We start from the raw sequence: 21,623 nt of genomic DNA, 5'->3' as shown, positions 1-21,623 counted from the left end.
TTGAATGCTCGACCAAGAAAATGTCTTGGTTTTAGGCAGCCTAGCGTTATCTTTAACAAGTTATGTCAGGCTGCAGACGAGAGTGTTGCACTTCGCAGTTGAATCCGCGACCACCTTAAGTCCTTCGGCTTTAAATTCGGTAGCATGTTTGATTCGTTTTTTCTTGGTTATCATAGCCCACTTCGTTAGTGATTGTACTCACTTAACGCAGCGTCCAAAATTGATGGTTCGGATCAGTTATCTTGAGTTAAAAATGATTAAGTTTTATATTTATGCTAAAAATAGCAAGCAGATTTGTATTAGTGTTTAAGTTGTATGTACGATAATCTTTTCTACCACCAAGCCACTTTACTTACACAAGAACAGTGTCTTTGGGATGTCGATCATTATATGGAAAATAATAGTTTAGCATGTTTATATCAATGTACCTTTGATAAAGAATCTTTCGATTTATCGGTTGCAGAAAGACTTAATATAGAAATACCTGACTCAGTACTACGTAGTGTAAATAAAAGACAAGCGGAATTTACCGCGGGTCGTTACATGGCGCAGTTATGTATTGAGACTCTATCTAACATGCATTGTAGCATACCGATTGGCTCACATAGAGAACCACTATGGCCCGAATGTTTAACTGGAGCGATATCTCATACAGATAACCAAGCGATTGCTCTTGTTGCAAAGCAGCCAAGCTACCAGTTTGTCGGCTTGGATATTGAAACTAATATTGAAAAAGAAGTGGCTCAGCAGATTTGCCGAGATGTGTATGACGCGGATGAGTATGCGATAGTGAGTAAACAAGGGCTTAGCCTTGAGGTAGCGACTACTGTCATCTTTTCTGCTAAAGAAAGCTTATTTAAAGCGTTATTTCCTTACGTTGGGCGTTTTTTTGGTTTTGAATGCGCGCGCGTTATTGAGCTTAATGAGACCAATAATTCAATAGTGCTCATGCTAGACAAAGGTTTATCTCGTTACTGCTCAGGAAAGAAAATATTTAAATGCCGCTATTTCATTCATGCCTCCAAGGTTATCACTATCATATTAGAGTAAGTGTGGCGCTGATTTATCTCTAAAAAATATTAAATAGCGACAGATTGATACTTTATTTAAATGCTGGTATCTCAACGTTAAATAATCTGATTATTGAATGGTTTCAAGAACAGCTCTATATATTAGCGCTAACCAACATAATCGGGCGAAAATAGTCAATAAGGACCAATGTCGCTATTTTTAAGACTTATTACGTTAGTCGAGAGGTGAAAACTGGCTGAAAATACTCTCCATTTGTCGGGAGTATGTATGTTACTGTCAAAGGAGATGAATCGTGGCGCGGCATTTAAGGCCATGCTACAGAGTGAGCAGCGTCAGGTCGCCTTCTCTTTGGCGAGTGCGGTTGCCGCTAGTCTTGTTGAAGTCGTACCTTGGTTTTGCCTTCTTCTCTCTCTTGATGCAATTGCTTCTGGAGAGTCTCCAGCCTCTTATTTGATTGTTTTTGTTGTTGCGCTGTTAGTTCGTTATGGCTTGTACGTTTTTGCTGTTTGGCAAGCTCATCTAGCCGCTTACCACATTATTCAAAAGACGCGTCAACATATTGTTCGTGCTCTAGCAGAAATGAACATCGAACAGCTTAGAAGCCAAAAACGCGGTGATATTGAGAAGCGCCTATCTGATGACTGTCAGAGTTTAGAGCCGCTGATTGCTCATCATGGTACGGACGTGATCAACGGTCTGTTAATGCCCGTGCTACTGACAATATTAATGGCTTACATAGATTGGCGTTTAGCTCTTATCGCACTGTTGCCACTTCCAGTGGCTCTCGCAGTCCAAATTACCTTGATGAGTGGCTTTCAGCATCGTCAAGAAAAGTACATGAAGATTGTCGCGGATATGCATCAAGCTCAGATGGAGTTCTTGCGCAGTATAGGTGTGATGAAGTTATTCTCAGTCGATGCTGACTCTTACCGCACCCTCAGTCGTACTATCCGATCACACAATAAGATTGTTACTGGATACACGCGAATCATGGTTGGGGCTTGGGTCACTTTCGTTACCTTAGCTCAAGCCTCCTTGATGCTCGTGGTTCCGGCAGCGATCGCCCTAGTGGAGATGGGGCAATTGTCGCTTGTGGAGCTGGTGATGGTGGTATGTATCAGTGCAGGCATTTTAAAACCTTGGCTGGACTTAACTCAGGTGTTTTCACAAATCCAACAATCTTTTGTAGCCATTGATCGTTTACTACCTTTCTTCTCGACTCGTCAGGCAGTCGCGCCGATTTATGATAAGCCGTTAACAAGCTTGTCTTGTCATCGACTGACGCTTTCTCGTGTGGATAACCTATTGTTGGCATACGTCAGCGTTGAATTTCTTCCCGGCGAACGAGTCACAATCGAAGGGGAATCTGGCGCTGGTAAAAGTTCATGGTTAGCGACCTTGAACGGTGCCCTGTTACCTGACAGTGGAGAGTGGCAGATCAATGATGTGCCGATGAGCGATTGGGGTGATGAAGCGCGTTGCCGCTACGTTGCAACAGTCGATCAGCACATGGTGTTCTTCTCTGGTACATTACGCGACAACCTTTCGCTGGTTAAGCATGCGTTAAAAGATGATGAGATCTGGTTGTTGCTATCGCTTGTTGGACTTAAACAATTAGTCAAAGATTTGCCTTGCGGCTTAGATTCGCCAATTGGAGAAGCTCAGCGTTTGTTCAGTGGTGGTGAGATGCAGCGACTCGCGATCGTTAGGGCTGCGCTGGCTAAGACTCCAGTTTTGATATTAGATGAAGCAACCGCACATCTTGACCAAATCTGTGAGCAAACAGTTCTGGAAGGTTTGCGCCATTATCATCCTAAGCAGATTCAATTAATCATTAGCCACCGAGCTGGGCGCGTTCAGCACGTTGATCGCCGCTTGCGAGTGGAAGCTGGAGAAGTAAGGGAGAATCACCATGACTAGTATTCAGCTCTTGATCCGTCATAGTGGTATCAGCGCACGACAATTCTGGATTGGACTTGGCGGCAAGCTGGTGGTTGAAGCCTTGCCACTATTAGTGTTTGGCATGCTGTTTTTTTGGTTATTAGCACCAGAATCAATGTCGTGGTTGGTCGTTGGCGCGATCGCCATTGGCGTGGTGGCGCTTCAATGGTGGGTTGGTCAAAGTGCCAAACAAACTTTTCTTGGCGCGTATGAGATCACTCATGGTCTTCGTAGTCAGCTACTGAACGATATTCGTAGGCAGCCGCTCTCTGCGTTGAAAGGGAAGCGCTTAGGCGACAAGATGAAAATTTTGACTGCAGATCTTAAGCAGTTTGAAGATATATTCAGCCACTTGTTAGCCGATTTTATCTCAGCATGGGTGGTTCCGTTAGCCATGTTGATTGTGATTAGCGTTATACATCCTTTACTAGGTTTGGTGACCTTGGGGATACTCGTTGTCGCTGTAATGGCCTTAATTCTTGCTGAGAAAACATTCAGCAAGCGGGCAAAAGACCATCATCGCATGAATAGTGAAGTCTCAAGTCGGTTGCTTGAATATGTTGATTGCTTACCTATGTTGCGTGGTTTCGGTCAAAGTGAGCGCCTCGCCGATCCTTTGTGTCAAAAGATCGAGGCGCAACGAGCAGCCGGTCTTGGGTTAGAGTGGGCTGGTGGAACAGGGGTCTTGGGCGCTACATTCATTACTGAGCTTGCGCTAGTAGCAAACCTAGGGCTGGCGAGTGTGTATTTGCACTCTAATCAGCTGACTTGGCCTGAGTGTATAGTGGTGATTGTAGCCAGTGTCATTTGTATCCGCCCTTTAACGCGGATGACGGTCTATGCTGCTTTACTTCGCTATATGCTTAACGCGGCTGATCGCCTATTAGCGCTCGCTCAGCTACCCCAACAGACCGTTGAAGGTCGAGCCCCTGTTGGTCATGATATCGTGATTGATAACGTGCACCTTGCTATAGATGGGCAGAAAATACTCAATGGCGTCAATGTTTCAATAGCGCAAGGAGATCGCGTCGCTTTTGTTGGTCCAAGTGGAGCCGGTAAGTCGAGTCTGCTGGATGCGATTGCTGCTTTTCATATTCCGACTCTCGGAACGGTGCAAATTGGTGGGCTTAGCCTAGACGAAGTGGGAACGCATCACTGGTATAAACTGATCTCCTATGTCACGCAAGATGTTCAGTTGTTAGGCGGCAGTTTGCGCGATAACTTATTGCTCGCGAAACCCAAAGCAAGCAGTGAAGAGTTACAACGAGCGATTGATGCGAGTGGGCTAACGTCATTGGTTGCGGGTCTACCACAAGGCTTAGACAGCCCGATTGGCGAGAACGGCAATCAGTTGTCAGGAGGCGAGCGACAGAGAGTATCCATAGCTCGAGCTTTGCTGCATGATGCACCAATTCTGCTTTTAGATGAAATAACCTCAGCGTTAGATGAGACCTCTCAAAATGAGGTGTTAGAGGCGATAACCCAGTTATCTAAAGGCAAGACAGTGATTATGGTTGCTCACCGCTTAGAAACAGTGCAAGACGTTGATACGATATACTACTTAGAGCAGGGTAAAATTACCGATCATGGCGCTCACAGTACGTTACTTGCCGAACAAGGGCGCTACCAAGAGTTGTGGCAAGCGGGTCGAACGGGCTAAAGATAATTCGTCCTCAATGTGTAAACGCATTTCAGGACGATACACCAAGTAATAAAAGCCTTGCTTAGTAGCAAGGCTTTTATCTGTGAGTTTACCCTTTATGCCATGGGGTACCTGAAGGGCCCAGTATGGCTTTTTTATCTATTTTTCCTACCGCGGTTTTCGGCAATCTTGAGACCAGAATCAACTCATCAGGGAGTTTAAATGTGGCTAGGTTCTGTCCAATGAGAAACTGACGCAGATCTTGAAGAGTTATGGCCGCGCCGCGTCCCACCACGGCAACGCCAATACGTTCACCAAGATGGGGATCAGGAACGGCAACCACAGCCACTTGTGTTACATTGGGATGGGCCAATAACTGCTCTTCAATTTCGTCGGCGGCAATGCACTCACCAGCTCGATTTATTATGTCTTTAATACGGCCGGTGACAGTAAGGTATCGCTCGGCATTGATACGAACTTTATCGCCACTGCAATAATAACCCTCTTCAGTAAATGAGCGGGCATTGTGTTCGGGGGCACGATAGTAACCGCTCAGAGTGTAAGGACCTCGAGTTAACAACTCGCCTTCTTCTCCTAGCGCGACATCATTGCCGTCGTTATCGACAATGCGTATTTCATCCCAAGAGCTAACCGGTTTACCTTGCATAGAGGCGATCACCTCTGGTGGATCGGTTAAGCGGGTGCACGCGATCAAACCTTCAGCCATACCAAAGACTTGCTGTAATGCACCAGGAAAGGCGGTTTGCATTTCTATTGCGTTATTGTAAGCAAGTTTAGAACCGCCTACTTGGATACGTTTAAGACTGGTTAAATTAGTCTCTTCCCATTGGGTGGCCTCTGTCCAAAGTTGCGCGAGCGCGGGTACCAGGGCGGTGGCGGTTACGCCAAATTGCTCGATTAGCTCAAAGCAGTGATCAGGGCTCGCCAACTGAGTAAAGATGACTTCTCCTCCTAATGACAGAGTCCCCAAGAACCCCGGGCAACCGAGGGGGAAGTTATGTGCGGCTGGCAATACCACAAGGTAGATCTCTTCCTCCGTCACTTCGCTGGCATTGCAGCAGCAACGAATATTGTAGAGATAATCGTTGTGTGTTCTGGGAATCAGTTTAGGCAGCCCGGTTGTTCCTCCTGACACTAAAAACAGTGCCGGTGTTTCTGGGTTGACGATAGTAGGGTTAAAAGTCTGTATTGGCACACAAGGCAAGGCGTAAGGCTGAGTGATTTGATCAACCAAGTAGAGTTTGAGATCGGGCTGTTTTTGCAGAGCATCTACCATCTGCTGGCCACTTAGGCCCTCGCCAATATAACCTTTAGCGCTTGATATACGCATAAAGTGCTCTATTTCAACTAAGCCGTGTGCTGGTAGCGCCATGACTGGAATGATGCCCGCACGCAATAAGCCAAACAGGGTAACGGCAAACTGGCAAGAGTTAGATAGCTGCATTACGATATGATCGCCAGATGTCCAGCCTTGTGATAGCAGCCTGGCAGCAACTTGATCGGCTTGAGTCGCTAACTCGTTGTAAGATAATGACTCTTTGTCATCTCTCACTGCAATACGATTCTCGAATTTAGGGAGGTGGCACCACAGTAAGTGCCACAAGGGCACGTTCTCCCAAAGTCCTGCTTGTGCGTACTGCTGTTTTAGATCAGGGCTAACCTGCGCTGTTTCACCGAGAGATGTCATACTTCCACCTCTAGGTTGTCTTGAGTATTGGTCGACTGTTTGTCCTTTATTGCGGTTTCAAAAATCAGATGGTCGAGGACGCAAGCCATCTTTTCACAGGTTTCTTGCCACTCCCGATCTGGCGTAGATAGACTGATGATGCCAGCGCCTGCCTGCAACATTGATAGTGAATGGCGCTTATAGGCTGCGCGTAACACCAATGCAGCATCAAAAAAACCATCCTGATCGGCAATTAAGACACTGCCGCTGTAGAGCCCACGACTTGTCGGTTCATAGCGAGTAATCGCCTCAATGGCTTCACGTTTCGGTATTCCGGAGGCAGTGATGGCTGGAAATAGAACCTTAAAGGCATTCCAAGCCGATTTATCTTGCGCGAGTTGTCCTGTTACTCGCGAAGCTAAGTGTTGTACGCTACCGCGCTCGGAGACTTCCATAAACTGTGCAACATTGACGGTTTCTTGCTCGCACACTTGTTCAAGTTCCTCAATCGCCAATTTGACCGATGTTGCGTGTTCGGCAATTTCTTTCGGATCTGTAGTGAGTTCCTTTTTCAAACGTTCGGCTTCGATAGGGTCGGCGGGTAAGAACCGAGTCCCCGCCAACGGTTGAGTACTTAAGTGACCGAGGTTATCGACTTCAAGCACGGTTTCAGGTGAAAAGCCAAACGCTTCAAGCTCTCCCAACTTGAGCAAGAAAGAGCGGGCTGGTGTATTTTTACCTCGCCCAGAGATGAAGCTACGACGAATATCGATAACCGCGGGAAGAGTAGCACAGCGTGACAAGATAACCTTTTTGTAGTCGTCTGCGACGATTTCTTTTACTGCTGCGGCAACCATGGCTTGGTAGTCGTGTTGAATTTGCTCATGGTTGAGGATGTCAGCCTGCGTCAATGACGCTATCGGTTCAGCGACAGGTAAAGGTGTGGTGACTTCGGCTATTACTCGCTCTATGTGAGGCAAGAACGATGGGTCGACTGTGCGTATTACGACTTGATCATTTGTCACACGAATGTCGTGCTGAGCGATGAACAATTCGAGTAGGTTGCGATGTGTCATTTTGTGTGAAAGCTGGTGAGCAAAATGACTGAACTCAAAATCAACACGGCCAAATACGCGCCAGCCGTCCCATGGCAGTGCTTGGGTAGCTTGATGAATCGCGTCACAGAGATCTTTGGGGTTAGGTTGGTCAACCTTGCCAGTAAAGTCTGTGATCCTACCTTGTGTGTCGACTGTCAGCTGTTGCAATTTGTTGATGCCGATAGCCCATTCCCCGTTATGCTCATACACCACATAGTCATGGCAAAACTCAGCTCCGCTTAGCGCGGTAGCTAAGGTTTGAGGGTCACACTGATGGGTAATGGTGTGAGTGTGGTATTGAGTGAATGTAGGCTTAGCCATAATGATGTTCTCCAAATGGGTGACGAGATGCGCGAGAGGCATCAGGAGCGTGGCTTCTCACGCTCTGAATAAATAGTGTTGGTTGAGCTGTAATGTAAAAATGATCGCCGGGAAGGCTTGAGATTGATGTCATTTCTGGGCGTGTATGCCACTCTTGCCACGCGACTACTTCGCTAGACCACGCCTCGGGGTCTTGCTCTCCAAATAGCAGTGTGCAGGGGGTATGGGATAATTTTGGCCCACTTCCCCGAAGCGTTAGATAGGCTTCTGTCGCGGCGAAATCTGCTCTGAGCATAGGTAAAAAGAGTACGAGTAACTCAGGGTGCTCTTTAAGCACAGGACTGCCGCTGCCAATTTCAACTAACTGTTCGACAAAATCGTCGTCGTTAAGGTGACTCAGTGTCCGTCGACTTTTTAGGTGAGGGGCATGACAGCCAGACAAAACCAGTTGCGACACTGGCGTCGAATTGCCGTAGTGCTCCTCAAAATGTTTACACACTTCAAAGGCGACTTGCGCTCCCATGCTATGTCCGCAAATCCGTAGGCGTAGAGAGTGGTTGTGTGGCGTGGAAGCGATCCACTTCATCAGAGCGTCAAATAGATCGCAAGCGATCTCCGAGATGCTCGCCAACGCGCGCTCTTTCATACGCTGGTCACGTCCTGGATAGGTTGCCAGAAGGACGAGGCTATTCATCGGTAACACCTGCTGTGGTAAAGAGTTCCAACTGCTGAAAGCGCTGTGACTTCCGCCAGCGAAGGGGCAGAGAACCCACAGCTCATTAACGCTGTTTCCTCGCTGGCATAAGGGTTTGAATGAGATTGGTGTGCTCACGCGTCACCTCCGGTAGCAAAATGAATCGCAGTAGCAGATTGCAGTTTGCGTTCTTTGACTGGTCCGCATAAGGCTAAAATCGCTTGCCAAAGATGGGCGACGTTTTGCTGATGAGCGAAAGAGAGCGATGGCGCACCAGATTGCCCTTCAATTTTGCGTGCGAACCTGTTTAGTGTGGTCTTTACCCCTTCAGGGCCTAATAGTTCAAAGGTATCGAGTCGTGACGCGTCCTGTTGATATAGAACCTGTGTTGTGGGCGCATGCAAGTAATCACTGTCAGCGGCTCCAGCACGTTGATAGATACTGAGGTGGTCATTTTGGTGATCTTTGGCGTGCAATACAGGTGTCCAAGTTACCGGGCCATAGCTGTCGGCGAGAGATAAGTAGCCAGTTGGCCAACCTATCATCATTCGGTGCATGGCTAAGCTGTGCATGTCAGGGTCTCGGGGATCCAGATAGTTCTGTAGCTGTAAGAGATAGTGACCATGCTTTGAATGGAGATTAATCACATCAAATTGCGGCTGCTGGCTGAGCAGTTCCGGTGTCAATGTATCTGCTTCTGTACCTAAGCTTTGCAGCAACCAATCTAATGTCGAATACAGGAGTTGTCGGCTAGTCGTTATGTTGCCATAGCTTGCAGGGTGGCCCATGTGTTGATTTATATGTTGAGCGCGGGACAGCCAAGCTTGTCCCGCGGCAGAGGCTGCGTAGAAGGAATTTACGCAATAGTGGACCTGATGCTGCTCAGCGACGCTCTGATGACGAGTCATTTCCTGTACTGACACTGGGTGCTCTTGAATGACGTTTATGCCACGTTGCAATAGCTCTTCTACGAGTAAATTACCCGTGCCGCCAATGACAGAAGCACGAACGACAACGCACGCGATATCGATATCTTGCGGTAAGTCAGAGACGTTTTGATATAAGGGAATGCCAAAGGCATCGGCAAGACTTTGTGAGCGGGCACTGCCCGTTGAGAGCAGCCCCACCAGTTGTAAGTTGTCAGCTGGGTCGATAAAAGCGTTGAGGTACAACTCCCCAAACTTGGCGCCAACAATAATGACTTTTTGGGCTTTATTCATTTTCTAGGGTTTCCGTGGTAGATGGTTGCGAACTCCAATCTTGCTTGGGTGCGAACTGAAGCAAGGAACCAAGCGTGTTAGCCAGTTGATTAACGTGGGGTTCTTGCAGCAAGGTATAGTGATCGCCACTGACGTGATGAAGGGTTAGATCGCAATAGTCTTTCCAGCCATGATGAGTGCAGCGTGCAATCTTAGGATCTTGATAACTCATAAAGTCCAAGTGATTGTTGTGACTTGCGGCTATCAGCGTGGTGGGAACTGAGTGTAAGTTTGGTACCACATATGACAGCATGGCTGATAGGTTGTGGCGATATATGTCGAGTAATCGCTGGACGCTATCAGTAGTGACATCACCGATAGCGACGATTTGACTAAACGCCGCAGAAAGATGGGTACAAAGCGATGAATCTGTCGATAGATCTGGGGTATCCGCTTGAGTAAGTTGCGGGAAACGGCCAATAACATCAGCATAGAAATGGTGACGTATCTCTTGAGCAGACATCGCCTCCTTTCGAGTCGTTGGCTTGTAACTGTCAATTAAGATACACGCTTCAACCTCTAGGCTCTGTTGGGTGAGTTGATAGGCCATCTCATAAGCGACGATGCCACCGAATGACCAACCAGCAAGGCGATACGGCCCGTGTGGCTGAATGTCTCTAATTTGCTCGATATAGTACTGGGCTAGCTGCTGCACATCCCATGACTCTTGGTCTGTCTCCATATTCGGGAAGGCTAATCCGTATAAGCTAACCTGACTCAAGTGTTGGGCGAGAGGCTGGTAACTGAGTAAGTGCCCCCCTATTGGATGGACGATAAATAGAGCAGGGTGCTGGTGCTCAGCCGAGGTAAGGAGCACTGGGCTTGAGCCTTCATCACCGAATTGCTGCTCAAGAATAGAGGCTAAGCGTTCAATGGTGTCATGAGACTGGAGCTGCCCAACAGTCAGTTGCGCGCCTAACTCTGTATTGATTCGACTAATCACACGTACTGCCGCCAATGAGTTGCCTCCTAGCTCAAAGAAGCTTTGGTTGGCCGGGGTGGCAGACTGTTGTAAACAATCATCCCAGATCTGAGCAATCTGCTGTTCGGTGCTGGTTAATGGAGGGCGCGCGTCGACACTGATCTCAATCTTAGGCGCAGGCAGCGCTTTTCGATCTACTTTGCCGTTTATTGTTAATGGGATGGAGTCAAGTGGCACTATCTGCACTGGACACATATAGGTCGGCAGAGTCTGCCTTGCATATTGGAGTAGCTGCTCTGTGTCTTGAGCTTGGCGCTGGGAGCAGACAGTGTAGGCGACCAAGCGCGCGCTTCCATCTTCAACGGTTATCGGCGCAGCGATCACGCTTTGAAGACGCTCCTCTAATCCGCTGATTGGGCAATGACGAAGGGTATTTTCCACTTCCCCTAACTCAATTCGATAGCCGTTGATCTTCACTTGATGATCATTACGGCCTAAAAACTCTATGTTGCCATCAGATTGATAACGTCCCAGATCGCCGGTTTTATATAACCGCTCGCCACTCTGCGGGTGAGTGATGAAGGCGGCAGCTGTTTTGGCTTCATCTTGCCAGTAGCCAAGTGATAACCCTAAACCGCCGATATATAGCTCACCTGTAATCCAATCTGGGCATGGATTAAGTTCGCTGTCTAAGACGAAAAAGCTTTGATTTGTTAGCGGTTGCCCATAAGGGATGCTACTTCGATGCACATAGCTGCCTTTGATCGGATAGGCAATTGACCAAATAGCGGCCTCTGTAGCGCCGCCAAGGCTAAGTAGCTTAGCGTTAGGAGCAACGAGATTGAGCTGATCCGGTAGTGATACCGGGATCCAGTCACCACTCATCATTATGTTACGCAAAGAGGGCAGAGCTGTGTTGCGAGAGTTCAAGCCATCCGTCAATAGCTGAGCAAAAGCGGGGACGCTATTCCATATGGTGATCTGCGCTTGTTCAGCCAGTGTGATTAAGCCGTCGGGATCTTGAGCTGGAGATATCTCAGGTATCACTAAGCACGCACCGCAATGCAAAGTCGAGAACAGATCAAACACGGACAAGTCAAAATTGAGGGCTGAGATTGCCAACACCTTGTCTTGCTCATTGAGATTCAAGCGAGCTTCAATATCCACTAAGGTATTGATAACCGCTTGATGATCCATCATCACCCCTTTGGGTTGCCCAGTAGAGCCAGACGTAAAGATGACATAGGCTAAATCGGTTGGATGTAGCGTCAGGGGCTGGAATGTAGCCACATCTTGCTGGTTGAGAGATGGCGTTAGCACGTGGTATGGTTTGAGTTGTTTCGCTAACTCTTTTGGTGCAATGACTTGGGTGACTTCTCCTTGTTCGAGTAAGGCATCAATTCTCGCTTGAGGATATGTAGCATCAATAGGTAGATAGGCTTTTCCTGCCATTAATATCGCCATCACCGCGACCACTTGCTGCCAACTTTTGTCCATCACAACAGCGACTAAACGCGAGTCATCATTTTGTTCGACAATCTGCGATGCAAGTACTTTTGAGGCGTGCCAAACGTCTTGATAGGTCAGTAAAAGCTCACCTTGTTGAATAGCAATGTTGTCGGGATATCTATCGACACCCTCGGCGATCATATCAAGCAGTGTTTGCGGCGTTGAATGAGGCGACGCCTTCGTCTGGACAATGTGAGTGTGTTGTTGACGTTTCTGCTGCGTTTTAGGCAGGTTGAGGCAAAGAACATCAAGCCAGTTGCGAGTTGGCAGCGACTCCACGGCATTGATATAGGCGTGGAACATGGCATCAAACACGCCTGCCTTAAGGTGATCATGCTGCACCGTCCATTTGATGTCGACCCCACCGCACGCTGAGGAAATTAACATCGCATCTAAGTAAACATGTGGTGTTTGAGCACCAAAGTCACGCAGCGTTCCTAAAGTGAGCGAGCTGTGTTGACCAACAGAAGTTGTATCATTGAAGACAATAGGCATACCGGCGCTGAAGTTACGATTGAGTCGGTTTTTCTCCGTTAATACATCTTGACCATCAAACTGAACGTGCGCTAGGTCGTCTGACATTCGCTGTTGAATTTGTTGGATAAGAGTAAGTAACGCAGGCTCTTCACATACATCCACCTCTAACATTGATGTGGTTGAAAAGTTTCCTACCAGATTGGCGATTTCAGGGCTGCTCGCCGGTCGATTGCCGTGCAGGACATTCAACGAAAAGTGTTTTGTCTCACTCCAGCGGCGCAGTACTAAGCAGAATGTGGCAAGCATTGCCATGGAAGGCAGAACATTATGGCTAAATGCTTGATGTTGCAGTTGATTCCAGCGCTCTGCAGATAGACGGTGGGTAAATACTCCTTGATCTAAAACGTCTCCCCTTGTCTCTGCTAATGGGAGTGCAGGGGCATCCGGGAGGCTTGGCAGGCGTTGATTCCAGTATTGTTGAGCGGCTAACCCATCTTCACCAACACTTTGCGCTGCTTTGTTCTCTAAGTATTGAGCGACGGTAATTGCTGGGGTATCAAGGTGCGTAGCGGGATCTTGATACAGCTGTTGCCATTGTTGGAACAGCAAATTGAGGCTCTTTCCGTCTGCTACCACTAAATCAATCACGAGATGAAGTAGGTGGGTCTCTTCATCGATGCGGATGATGTTGATGTCGAACAGAGGCCAACGATCGGTAGACACACCTTGAGTCGCAATTCGGTTGCGAGCTTGGGTTAAGTATCGTGTTGTGTCGGACTCGCTGCTGCTGGAGAGATCAACATAGCTTGGCTCATAGTGAGGTACTTGTTGCAAGATACAATAGCGTCCTTCGCGGATTTCTCCGCGTAACTGATCATGGTGGCTGACCAGACGATTCCAACCATCGACAAGCGCGGCGTAGTCTAGGTCTTTGATCTCTAACTCAGCATAAAAATGAGCGATGCCTTGGCCGAGTGAGAAAAGGCGGCTCTCACCAAGCCAATAGGCGTTTTGCAGTGGAGTCAGTGGGTAGTCTCGACTAGCCTCATGCTGTTGATTGGTTGAATCGATATCTTGTTTAGATAACTGTTGACAGAAGTTCGCGAAAACAGGGTGCTCAAAGATATGCTGCAGCGTTACGCTTTCAAATCCCACTTGCTGGAGTTGAACGATCAACTTGGTCGCCATCAAACTGTCTCCACCTGATTGGAAGAAGTCTGTGTCGGGGTTGATTGTTTGATCGAGCAGTTGCTGCCAGATGTGTTCTATTTCGCTGATCTCATCTTGAGGCTCCGTTGCCTCATCACAGGGTTTAGCCTCACAACTCTCCGCTAATGCTTGGCAGAACTGTTTGAGTGTTGGGTGCTCGAATATCTGTTGCAAACTGACTTGATCGGGTTGTTGCTTATTGACCTCGACGATCATTTTGGTCGCCATCAGACTGTCGCCGCCGCTTTGGAAGAAATCGGTATCCAGATTGACCTCTTGTTGGAGTATTGATGACCAAATTTGCGTGATATGTGATAGGCGTTGATCTTGCTTTGGCATGCATTTTAGTGCTGCAGTAGTTGCATGAACCTCATCATTCTCAACGGATAGCGATGGAGAAGGTTTAGCGACTAAAGCCTGACTACTATTGGCCTGAGCCAAGAATAAATGTTGACGTAATACCGAGCTGTCACTGTTTGGGTAACGACACTGGGTTGCAAAGCCTTGCTGCTTAAGTAGGGACTGCCAGTCCGTAGCATTGAGCATCGCACTTCCTGTTTGGCAACGAAAATCGCTAAAGGCGTTGATTCCCTCAATAAAGCCAACTGTCGCCAGTTGCATCGGGCTATATTGGTCGGTTGCTTCGATAAGTAGTAGATGCCCGTTTGCGGCGAGTGCTTGTTTTAGACGAGCTAAGGTTTTGGGTAGATCGCTAGCATCATGGAGAACGTTAACGGCGACAATGACATCGTAGCCATCAACAAGGTGTAGCTCTGGTTCGATATCAAGGTTGATATCTAGCCAGCCAAAATCAACTTGGCTGTATTTTGCTAAGGATTGTTTAGCCTCATTCAAAAATGCGTGCGAAATGTCTGTAAAGCGATAGTGCTCTATGTGAGAGGCACTATGGTCAAGAATCACAGTGGAAGTTGCCGCCGTGCCTGCCCCCACCTCGAGGACTTTCAGCGCGGCCTCCTTTTGTTCGCCTAACCTTGTGATGAGGTTTGCCAGGCCTTGGTTTAGCAATGTCAGTGAAGGGTTTGTCTTATACAGTGCATCCGTCACGTGATGATCTTTAAACAAGATCTCGAGCGCGGACATATGATCACTTAATAACTCACTGTGCGCTTGAAGCGACGTAGCGAGATAGTGTGACAACTGTTGACACCAGTTTTTGTTGGGCAATTCAACCAGTGGTGCAACGAGCTCGTTTCCATGCCACGCATAAAGGTTATTCTCTACCTGAAGTAGACCTTCTCTAACTAATTGGTCTAGCCACAGCTGGACTAATTTATGATGTTTTGGCGCAGCACTCAGCGCTTGAACAACGTGAGAATGGCTGAAACGCTGCTCAGGCTGAGTAAACAGTTGGTGCTGGCGCAGGGTTGCCCAAAGACCTGCCAATGCTTGGTGCTCCAAATAGGACCAAGCGCTGGTTACTTCTTTTTCAACTGCTGGTGTGATTTCAGGGAGAGTCGCCGCATAAGACGTTGGCTCAACTACTGAAATCAATAGGTTGCGTTGGAAATTGTCAGGTGCTTGGGCAATTTCATCCAACCATTGAGCGTATTGGGCGAACATCTCGTCAATCACATCCAGTGCAATGACGCCATCCATGCAATACCAGTGATACTTAAGCTCACCATCGACTTCCATGATTTGATGATCCAGCCAAACTTGAGGCGTTTGACTGAGCACGTAGACAGGATCACCAAATAGATGGGTCATGGCTTTTTCAATGTCCTTACCATCCATCGACATACCAAGCATGCTAGTAAAAACAACCGGAGTCATGGGTAATGCCGCTTCTTGCTCTGTCAGCTGATTTTGAGATTTGCGGTATTTTGCCAACTCTCGCATAACTTCAACGCCATTCACTTGGCTGTGGCTTAGGCGCGTCCAGAGTGTCTCCTGAGTCCGAGACATTTGCTGTGTCAGATCGAGGTCTTGAGACCAATCGAAATCCATCAGTAGCACCGATGTAAAGTCGCCAATCAAATCTTGCACATCGTGATGAAATGGCTGTCTGTTGAAGAAGGTCATATTGAGGGTAAAAGCGGCTGATTGAGACCACTTCGCCAGCAAGCGTGAGAACAAGGTCAGCAAACCGGCAGACGGTGTGATACCCGCTTGCAGCCAATGGGCTTTTAATTTTGTCCAGTGAGGTTTTGTTAAACGACCTTTACGAGTGACAAATGTTGGTGTGTGCGAATCAGCGACATTTTCCAACGGTAACATCGGCGCCTTGGGAATCGACGGAATAAGATTTAGCCAGTAATTCCATGAGGCTTGCCATTCAGGTTGATCTTTTAACGCTTGTTCGTGAACCACGTAATCTCTGAATGATAAGGGTAATGTTGGCAATGCTTCACCTTGGTAGGCTCGATTGAGATCGTCCATCATGATCTTGAAGCTTTGCACATCAAATTGGAGTAAATCTAAACTCATGTGAAGTCGATACTCGCATGGTGTCAGCTCACTAATACGAACTTCAAATAACGGCCATTGGCTGGCAGGGCGTACTTGTTTGCTTATGGTCTGCCGAGTTTCTTCCAGCGCGTTGGCCTTGGCATCATCCGTTAAATCAGACAAATCATGACGAGTAAAAGAATAGTTCGGTACTTCGGCTGAGATGATTTGCTCACCGGTAGGCAATACCGACATTCTTAGCATATCGTGACGCTGAACAAGGGCATTCCAAGCGGCCTCAAGTCGCTCGATATCAAAATGGGCGTGTGATAAGTCCCACTCGAACACAACATTGCACGCAATGCCCCCGTAAGGCACCCAAGACTCTCGTCCTACCCAGTAGGCGTGCTGAATCGGGGTCAGTGGGAACGGCAGGTGTTTTTGATCTGGTTGAACAGCAAAAGTCAGTGTCGATTGCGGTTTGGCATCTTGGCTCTTAGCATTAATCAATGCTTCTAGCCCATGCACAGTCATCGTTTGGTAGGCTTCTTCTGCGGTAAGCTTAATATTAAATTGCTTTTGAATTGCTGCGTTGAGATCTAGGAATTGCAGCGAATCCATTCCTAACTGCAACAGATCTTGTTGAGGCTCAAGGCGATAGTTTTTCGCCAAGCCTAACTGGTATCGCACGCGGTCTTGAAGCCAGCTGCTTATCTCGATCTTTTCAACTGGTAGAGGCTGGGTTGACGGCTTGTTACTGGATTGAGATGCCAATCTAAAATGCTTGGCAAATTGAGCTGAGTTTGGACTGACGTTCATAGCAAATGCATGTTCCGCACCCATAAGGAGACTTTGACTCAAATGCCATAGACCTTCTGCTGGCGATATGGTGTACATGCCTTGTTGGCCAAGTTGGGCGATCAAGCTATCACTGCTTGTCATGCCAATGCGATCCCATGCTCCCCATGCCAGACTCATAACGTGGCACTGTTTATTCGCTTGATGAGATTGTGCAAAACCATCAATAAACCCATTGGCAGCGGCGTATAGCCCTTGCCCAGGCGCACCGAGAGTCGCGACAGAAGAGAAACCGATCAGGTAGTTGGCGCGCTGCGCTTCTAGCCATTGGTAGAGGGTGACGAAACTCTGCGCTTTAACGCGAGTTAGACGCTCTGCTTCACAAGAATCCCACTGCTCAATGAGACCATGATGAGGGTTACCTGCTGCATGAATCGCGCCGGCGATAGGCTGTTTGCCTGCTATCTGTTCGAGTAGGCGAGTTAGCTCACCATCGACCGCTAAATCGACTATATGTGTCTCGATATGACAGCCAATTTCGGCCATTTGACGACAAAACTCAGTCCAGTCAGCGTGCTGTTGTCGCCCTAGAGCTAAGATATGTTTGACGCCAGAAAGAGCCAGCCAGCGAATCACTAAGCGACCAATACCTCCCATTGCGCCAGTAATGAGGTGAGCGCTTTGTGCATTAAACCAACGAGGTGGAATTGAGTCGTCGTGGGTTTGAGCATGTTTGAGTTGGTATGCCCAATATTGACCATCACGATAAGCGAGATCGTGATGACAAGAGAAGGGTGCAGCCGCCAATATTTCTGCAATCTGTTGTGGTTGGCTAACCTTCGTATCCAAGACAAAAAATTGCTTGTTTGGATATTCGCTACGGGCGACGCGTATGAGTGAGTGCAAGGCGGTTGCTAGCGGTGCGATATCATCGTTAGCTGAGACTTTCATTGCGCCGCAAACCACAATCCATAAATGATCCGGGCTATGGCTTAAGGTGTGAGCAAGCTGAGTGATGGTTTCAGATGTATTGGCCTCGGAGAGAGAGGTTGCAGGCAAAACAATTAACCCTTGCTCTGGTGTGATTTGGTGGACAGTGCCTGTTGACGTACAGGCTAGTGTCACTTGTTCAGCGGTCACTAAGTTTACCTGACGGTCGGATTCAACAGGGGTCGCTTGCCATTGGTAACGGTTGTGTGGCGAAGGGAGTAGCTCTGGCGAGTCATCGTTGTTCGCTGTTTGAGGTTGGATCCGAGCTAGCCACTGCCAATGACCTTGGGGGGCTTGAGCGCGCAGGTCGTAGATATCTTGCCCCCACATTTTGTTCAATCGGCAGATGGCAACGCGCGATAATTCTTTAACTGGGTAAGTGTCAGACACCGATAGGTCAACGTTTGGGGATATGGGCAAGAGTTGAGAACACTTATGGTGAATCGCAGTGGGCAAATCCTGTTGCTCACTAAGTGAAGACCAGTCTTGATAGCTGAGGTTGGCATGCACGTCTTGCCAACTGCTGTTGCTCTGGGTGGGTGCTGATTCGAAGCTCTGCCCTGTGAGCAATGGCGCTAACTGTGCCTCTATAGTTGCCACATGGTTTAGCTGGCGCAGTAAGTTTGGCAATTGTGGACTTAACGACAATAACTGCTGGCAATATTGTTCAACACTGGCCTTGTCGTCAGCGCTGGTCTCTGCTAACCAGCGTTGAGTGACAACATCAGCGCTAGGCAATAGTAGTGATTGAGATGGTAGCCACACATCGCCTTGTTTGTGGTAGTAGCCTTGGGTGACCAAGAGATCTAATAGAGCCCTAATATGGTGCCGATGACGCGGTAAAATTCGTCCTCCCCGAAGGATGTTAATCAGGCTTAACGGGGCTTGTTTTACGCACGATCTCAGGAAGTCTTGAATCACAGCGCAGCGCAGTGTCATTGGGTCGACTGGGGGAATGATTGCGGATTCTGATTCAGCTAATTGAGGCGCTTTAATTGGTTGCTCTGTCTCGACCCAATATGCTTGCTCATCAAACACGTAGAGCGGCAAGTCACAACGTTGACCTGTTAGGTTGAACACTTGCTTCCATGGAGCATCTACCCCCAAGGTGTACAGCGCGCAGCCAATGTTATCTTCTTCTGCGTGGAGCCATGCACAAGGAGAGGTCCACTGTTCACGGCGACCGATTGAGGTGAGGTGAGGTTTTGGTCCCATCTCCATGAAGACCTGACACTCTAACGCTAGTGCCTGCTCGATTGCTGGTCTAAATTGAACCGACTCTCTGACATGACGTGCCCAGTAATCGGGGCTGAGTTCGTTGACAGAGTTGATGGTTTTTCCTGTCACGCCAGAAATCAGGGTGATTCGCCCTTGAGTAGGCGTCAGTTGGCGAGTGAAATTGGTGTATGAGTCCAGCATCGAGTCAAGATGTCGAGAGTGTGCCGCGCAGGGGACTTCGAGCTGTCGATACGTTAGGTTAGCCTGTTCAAGCTCGTGACAGGCATGTTCTATATCTTGGATATCTCCAGAGAATACCCAATGCGCCGTACCGTTATGTGCGGCTCTATCGAGCTTGGCAAGTGCTGGGATCCCATTGAGCTGTTCAAGTGGGGCGAATACGGCAAGCATTGCCCCGTTATGTTGCTGAGCGCATTGGTGCATTTGTTGACCGCGTTCAATCACCAGTTCAATCGCTTGTTGATGACTTAGATATCCGGCAACGACGCATGCCGAGACCTCTCCCACGGAATGGCCTAAAACAACATCTGGGGTTAGACCTTTAGCTTGCCAGTGCGCAGCCAGTGCGAGCTCAAATGCGACAATAGCGACTTGGGTTCCATCGGTGTGAGCTAACTTATCGCGACTTGAGCCAAACATAATCTCAGTCAAAGGCGCGGTGAGTTTGTCTCGACAGTAGCTCTGGCTCAGGTCGATACTCTGACGAAAAGCGTCGCTGGTGTGGTACCAAGTTTCGCCCATGCCGCCAAATTGGCTGCCTTGACCTGTGAATGTCCATGCAAGTCGGGCTCGAGATTGGGCGATACCTGTGACTAGCTCGGATGAAGCTTCGCCAGATTGTGCAAATGCACTGAGCGTCGATTCGGCGTGGGCTACATTGGTAACGGCTAATCGGTAGGGTAAATCGAGTGCGCGCGAGGATAAAGCTGAATAGGCGATATTGTCTGCAGCAGGGTGTTGGTTCAAGTAGCTACTGTAGCTTTGCGCCAGCTGACGAAGAGATTTGGACGAATTGGCAGAGAGCAGCAACGGGATATCGGTTCTCTCTTTCGTGACAGGCTGCTCTGGTCGGGTTTGTTGCGGTGAAGATTGAACCAGCATATGGCAGTTGGTGCCTCCCATGCCAAAAGAAGAGACCGCGGCGGTGCGCAGTGGAGTCAGCCAATCGACAGTTTGAGTCGCTAGGGTAAATCCTGAACCCTCAAGCTGCAGCTCTGGATTGGGTTGGCTGATGTTCAATGACATTGGAATTTTTTGTCTTGAAACCGACAAGACAGCTTTAATCAATGAAGCAATGCCTGCCGCTGTATCCAAATGACCAAGACCACTTTTCACAGAGCCTAGTCGGCACATAGGTGCGTCAGAGCTGCGTTGATAAGCACTTTTGATCGCTGTGACTTCGATAGGATCACCAAGCTTAGTTCCGGTTCCGTGCGCTTCAATCATCTCAACGTCATCTGGATGAATGTCTGCAAGATGAAGAGCCTCACTCAGAACTTGAGATTGGCCATTGACCGAAGGTGCGGTGAAGCCAACTTTCTCTTTGCCATCATTATTAATAGCGCTGCCACGCAGCACGGCAAGGACGGTATCTCCCGCGTTAAGCGCATCATCAAGGCGTTTTAACACTACGCTGCCGACACCATGCCCGCCAAAGGTGCCATTCGCTTGCTGATCGAAAGGGCGACACAAACCATCAGGGGAGAAAATCATGCCGGGCTGATATTCGTATCCCGATACTTGCGGAAATGACACTGCAACACCGCCAGCAATCGCCATATCACACTCACCAGAGCGTAAACTTTCACAGGCGAGATGCGCTGCAACCAGTGAGCTGGAGCATGCGGTTTGAACCGTGAAAGCGGGTCCGGTGAAGTTGAACTTATGCGCGACTCGAGTGGCAAGGTAATCTTTGTCGTTACCGAGCAGAGCTTGTAGTCCTTTCACTTGACCAACTTGAGTTACGTCGAAAGCTTTAAATGACGGGTAAGTGCTGGATCTCACCGCACCAAAGACACCGGTTTTCGATGGTGCTTGAGTGGGCGCATAACCCGCGTGCTCAAGTGCGTGCCATACATTTTGTAAGAACAAACGTTGCTGCGGGTCGATAGATGTCGCTTCTGCAGGCGAGTAGCCGAACAGGCTGGCATCAAAGTACTCTGGGTTGTCAATGACCGCACCACTTGGAATAAAGTGTTCGCATTGGCGTACATCTGCATCCACGCCAGCGGCTTGAAGCTCTTCATCACTGAAGAAGGATTGGCCTGATAGACCATTGGACAGGTTATGCCAAAACGCGTCGATGTTTGGCGCTTTAGGGAACCGACACGCCATACCTATGACCGCAATGGGGTCGCAGTTATCATACAAATTATTGTTATCCATGATCATCCTCTA

At 48.4% G+C, this 21,623-nt stretch carries 8 protein-coding genes; 3 read left to right on the top strand and 5 right to left on the bottom strand.

Annotated features, from left to right (window positions below; genetic code table 11):
- Window positions 1-315 precede the first annotated feature (315 nt).
- The 3 genes from BGK46_RS17475 to BGK46_RS13285 all read left to right on the top strand — a co-directional run bounded on the left by BGK46_RS17475 (window position 316) and on the right by BGK46_RS13285 (window position 4,633).
- A complete protein-coding gene (locus BGK46_RS17475; protein ID WP_084781464.1) occupies window positions 316-1,050 on the top strand; it encodes a 4'-phosphopantetheinyl transferase family protein in 735 nt (244 codons plus the stop codon).
- A gap of 249 nt (window positions 1,051-1,299) precedes the next feature.
- Window positions 1,300-2,952 carry an ATP-binding cassette domain-containing protein gene (locus BGK46_RS13290; RefSeq protein WP_069589993.1) on the top strand — a complete coding sequence of 551 codons (1,653 nt, stop codon included), beginning with the start codon at window positions 1,300-1,302 and terminating at the stop codon, window positions 2,950-2,952.
- The gene (locus BGK46_RS13285; protein WP_069589991.1) at window positions 2,945-4,633 is read left to right on the top strand and encodes an ABC transporter ATP-binding protein; all 1,689 of its coding nucleotides are present in this window, start codon (window positions 2,945-2,947) and stop codon (window positions 4,631-4,633) included. The genes BGK46_RS13290 and BGK46_RS13285 overlap by 8 nt, the downstream gene beginning before the upstream one ends.
- 91 nt (window positions 4,634-4,724) lie before the next feature.
- Here the strand turns inward: BGK46_RS13285 and BGK46_RS13280 are convergent, their stop codons facing one another.
- The 5 genes from BGK46_RS13280 to BGK46_RS13260 are packed head-to-tail and all read right to left on the bottom strand — an operon-like array spanning window position 4,725 to window position 21,611.
- Window positions 4,725-6,323, bottom strand: coding sequence for a (2,3-dihydroxybenzoyl)adenylate synthase (locus BGK46_RS13280; protein ID WP_069589989.1), 1,599 nt, complete (start codon window positions 6,321-6,323; stop codon window positions 4,725-4,727).
- Window positions 6,320-7,720: a salicylate synthase gene (locus BGK46_RS13275; RefSeq protein WP_069589986.1), complete on the bottom strand. Its 1,401-nt coding sequence runs from the start codon at window positions 7,718-7,720 to the stop codon at window positions 6,320-6,322. The genes BGK46_RS13280 and BGK46_RS13275 overlap by 4 nt, the downstream gene beginning before the upstream one ends.
- Window positions 7,713-8,552: a thioesterase II family protein gene (locus tag BGK46_RS13270; protein WP_069589984.1), complete on the bottom strand. Its 840-nt coding sequence runs from the start codon at window positions 8,550-8,552 to the stop codon at window positions 7,713-7,715. The genes BGK46_RS13275 and BGK46_RS13270 overlap by 8 nt, the downstream gene beginning before the upstream one ends.
- Entirely contained in the window at window positions 8,549-9,634 is a 1,086-nt protein-coding gene (locus BGK46_RS13265; protein WP_069589982.1) for a Gfo/Idh/MocA family oxidoreductase, read from the bottom strand. Before BGK46_RS13265 ends, BGK46_RS13270 begins: the two co-directional genes overlap by 4 nt.
- The gene (locus BGK46_RS13260) at window positions 9,627-21,611 is read right to left on the bottom strand and encodes a hybrid non-ribosomal peptide synthetase/type I polyketide synthase (RefSeq protein WP_069589980.1); all 11,985 of its coding nucleotides are present in this window, start codon (window positions 21,609-21,611) and stop codon (window positions 9,627-9,629) included. Before BGK46_RS13260 ends, BGK46_RS13265 begins: the two co-directional genes overlap by 8 nt.
- Between the last annotated feature and the right edge of the window lie 12 nt (window positions 21,612-21,623).

The organism is Salinivibrio sp. SS2 (assembly GCF_001722075.1).
GTDB lineage: Bacteria > Pseudomonadota > Gammaproteobacteria > Enterobacterales > Vibrionaceae > Salinivibrio > Salinivibrio proteolyticus.
This window is presented reverse-complemented; position numbering and strand designations above follow the sequence as displayed.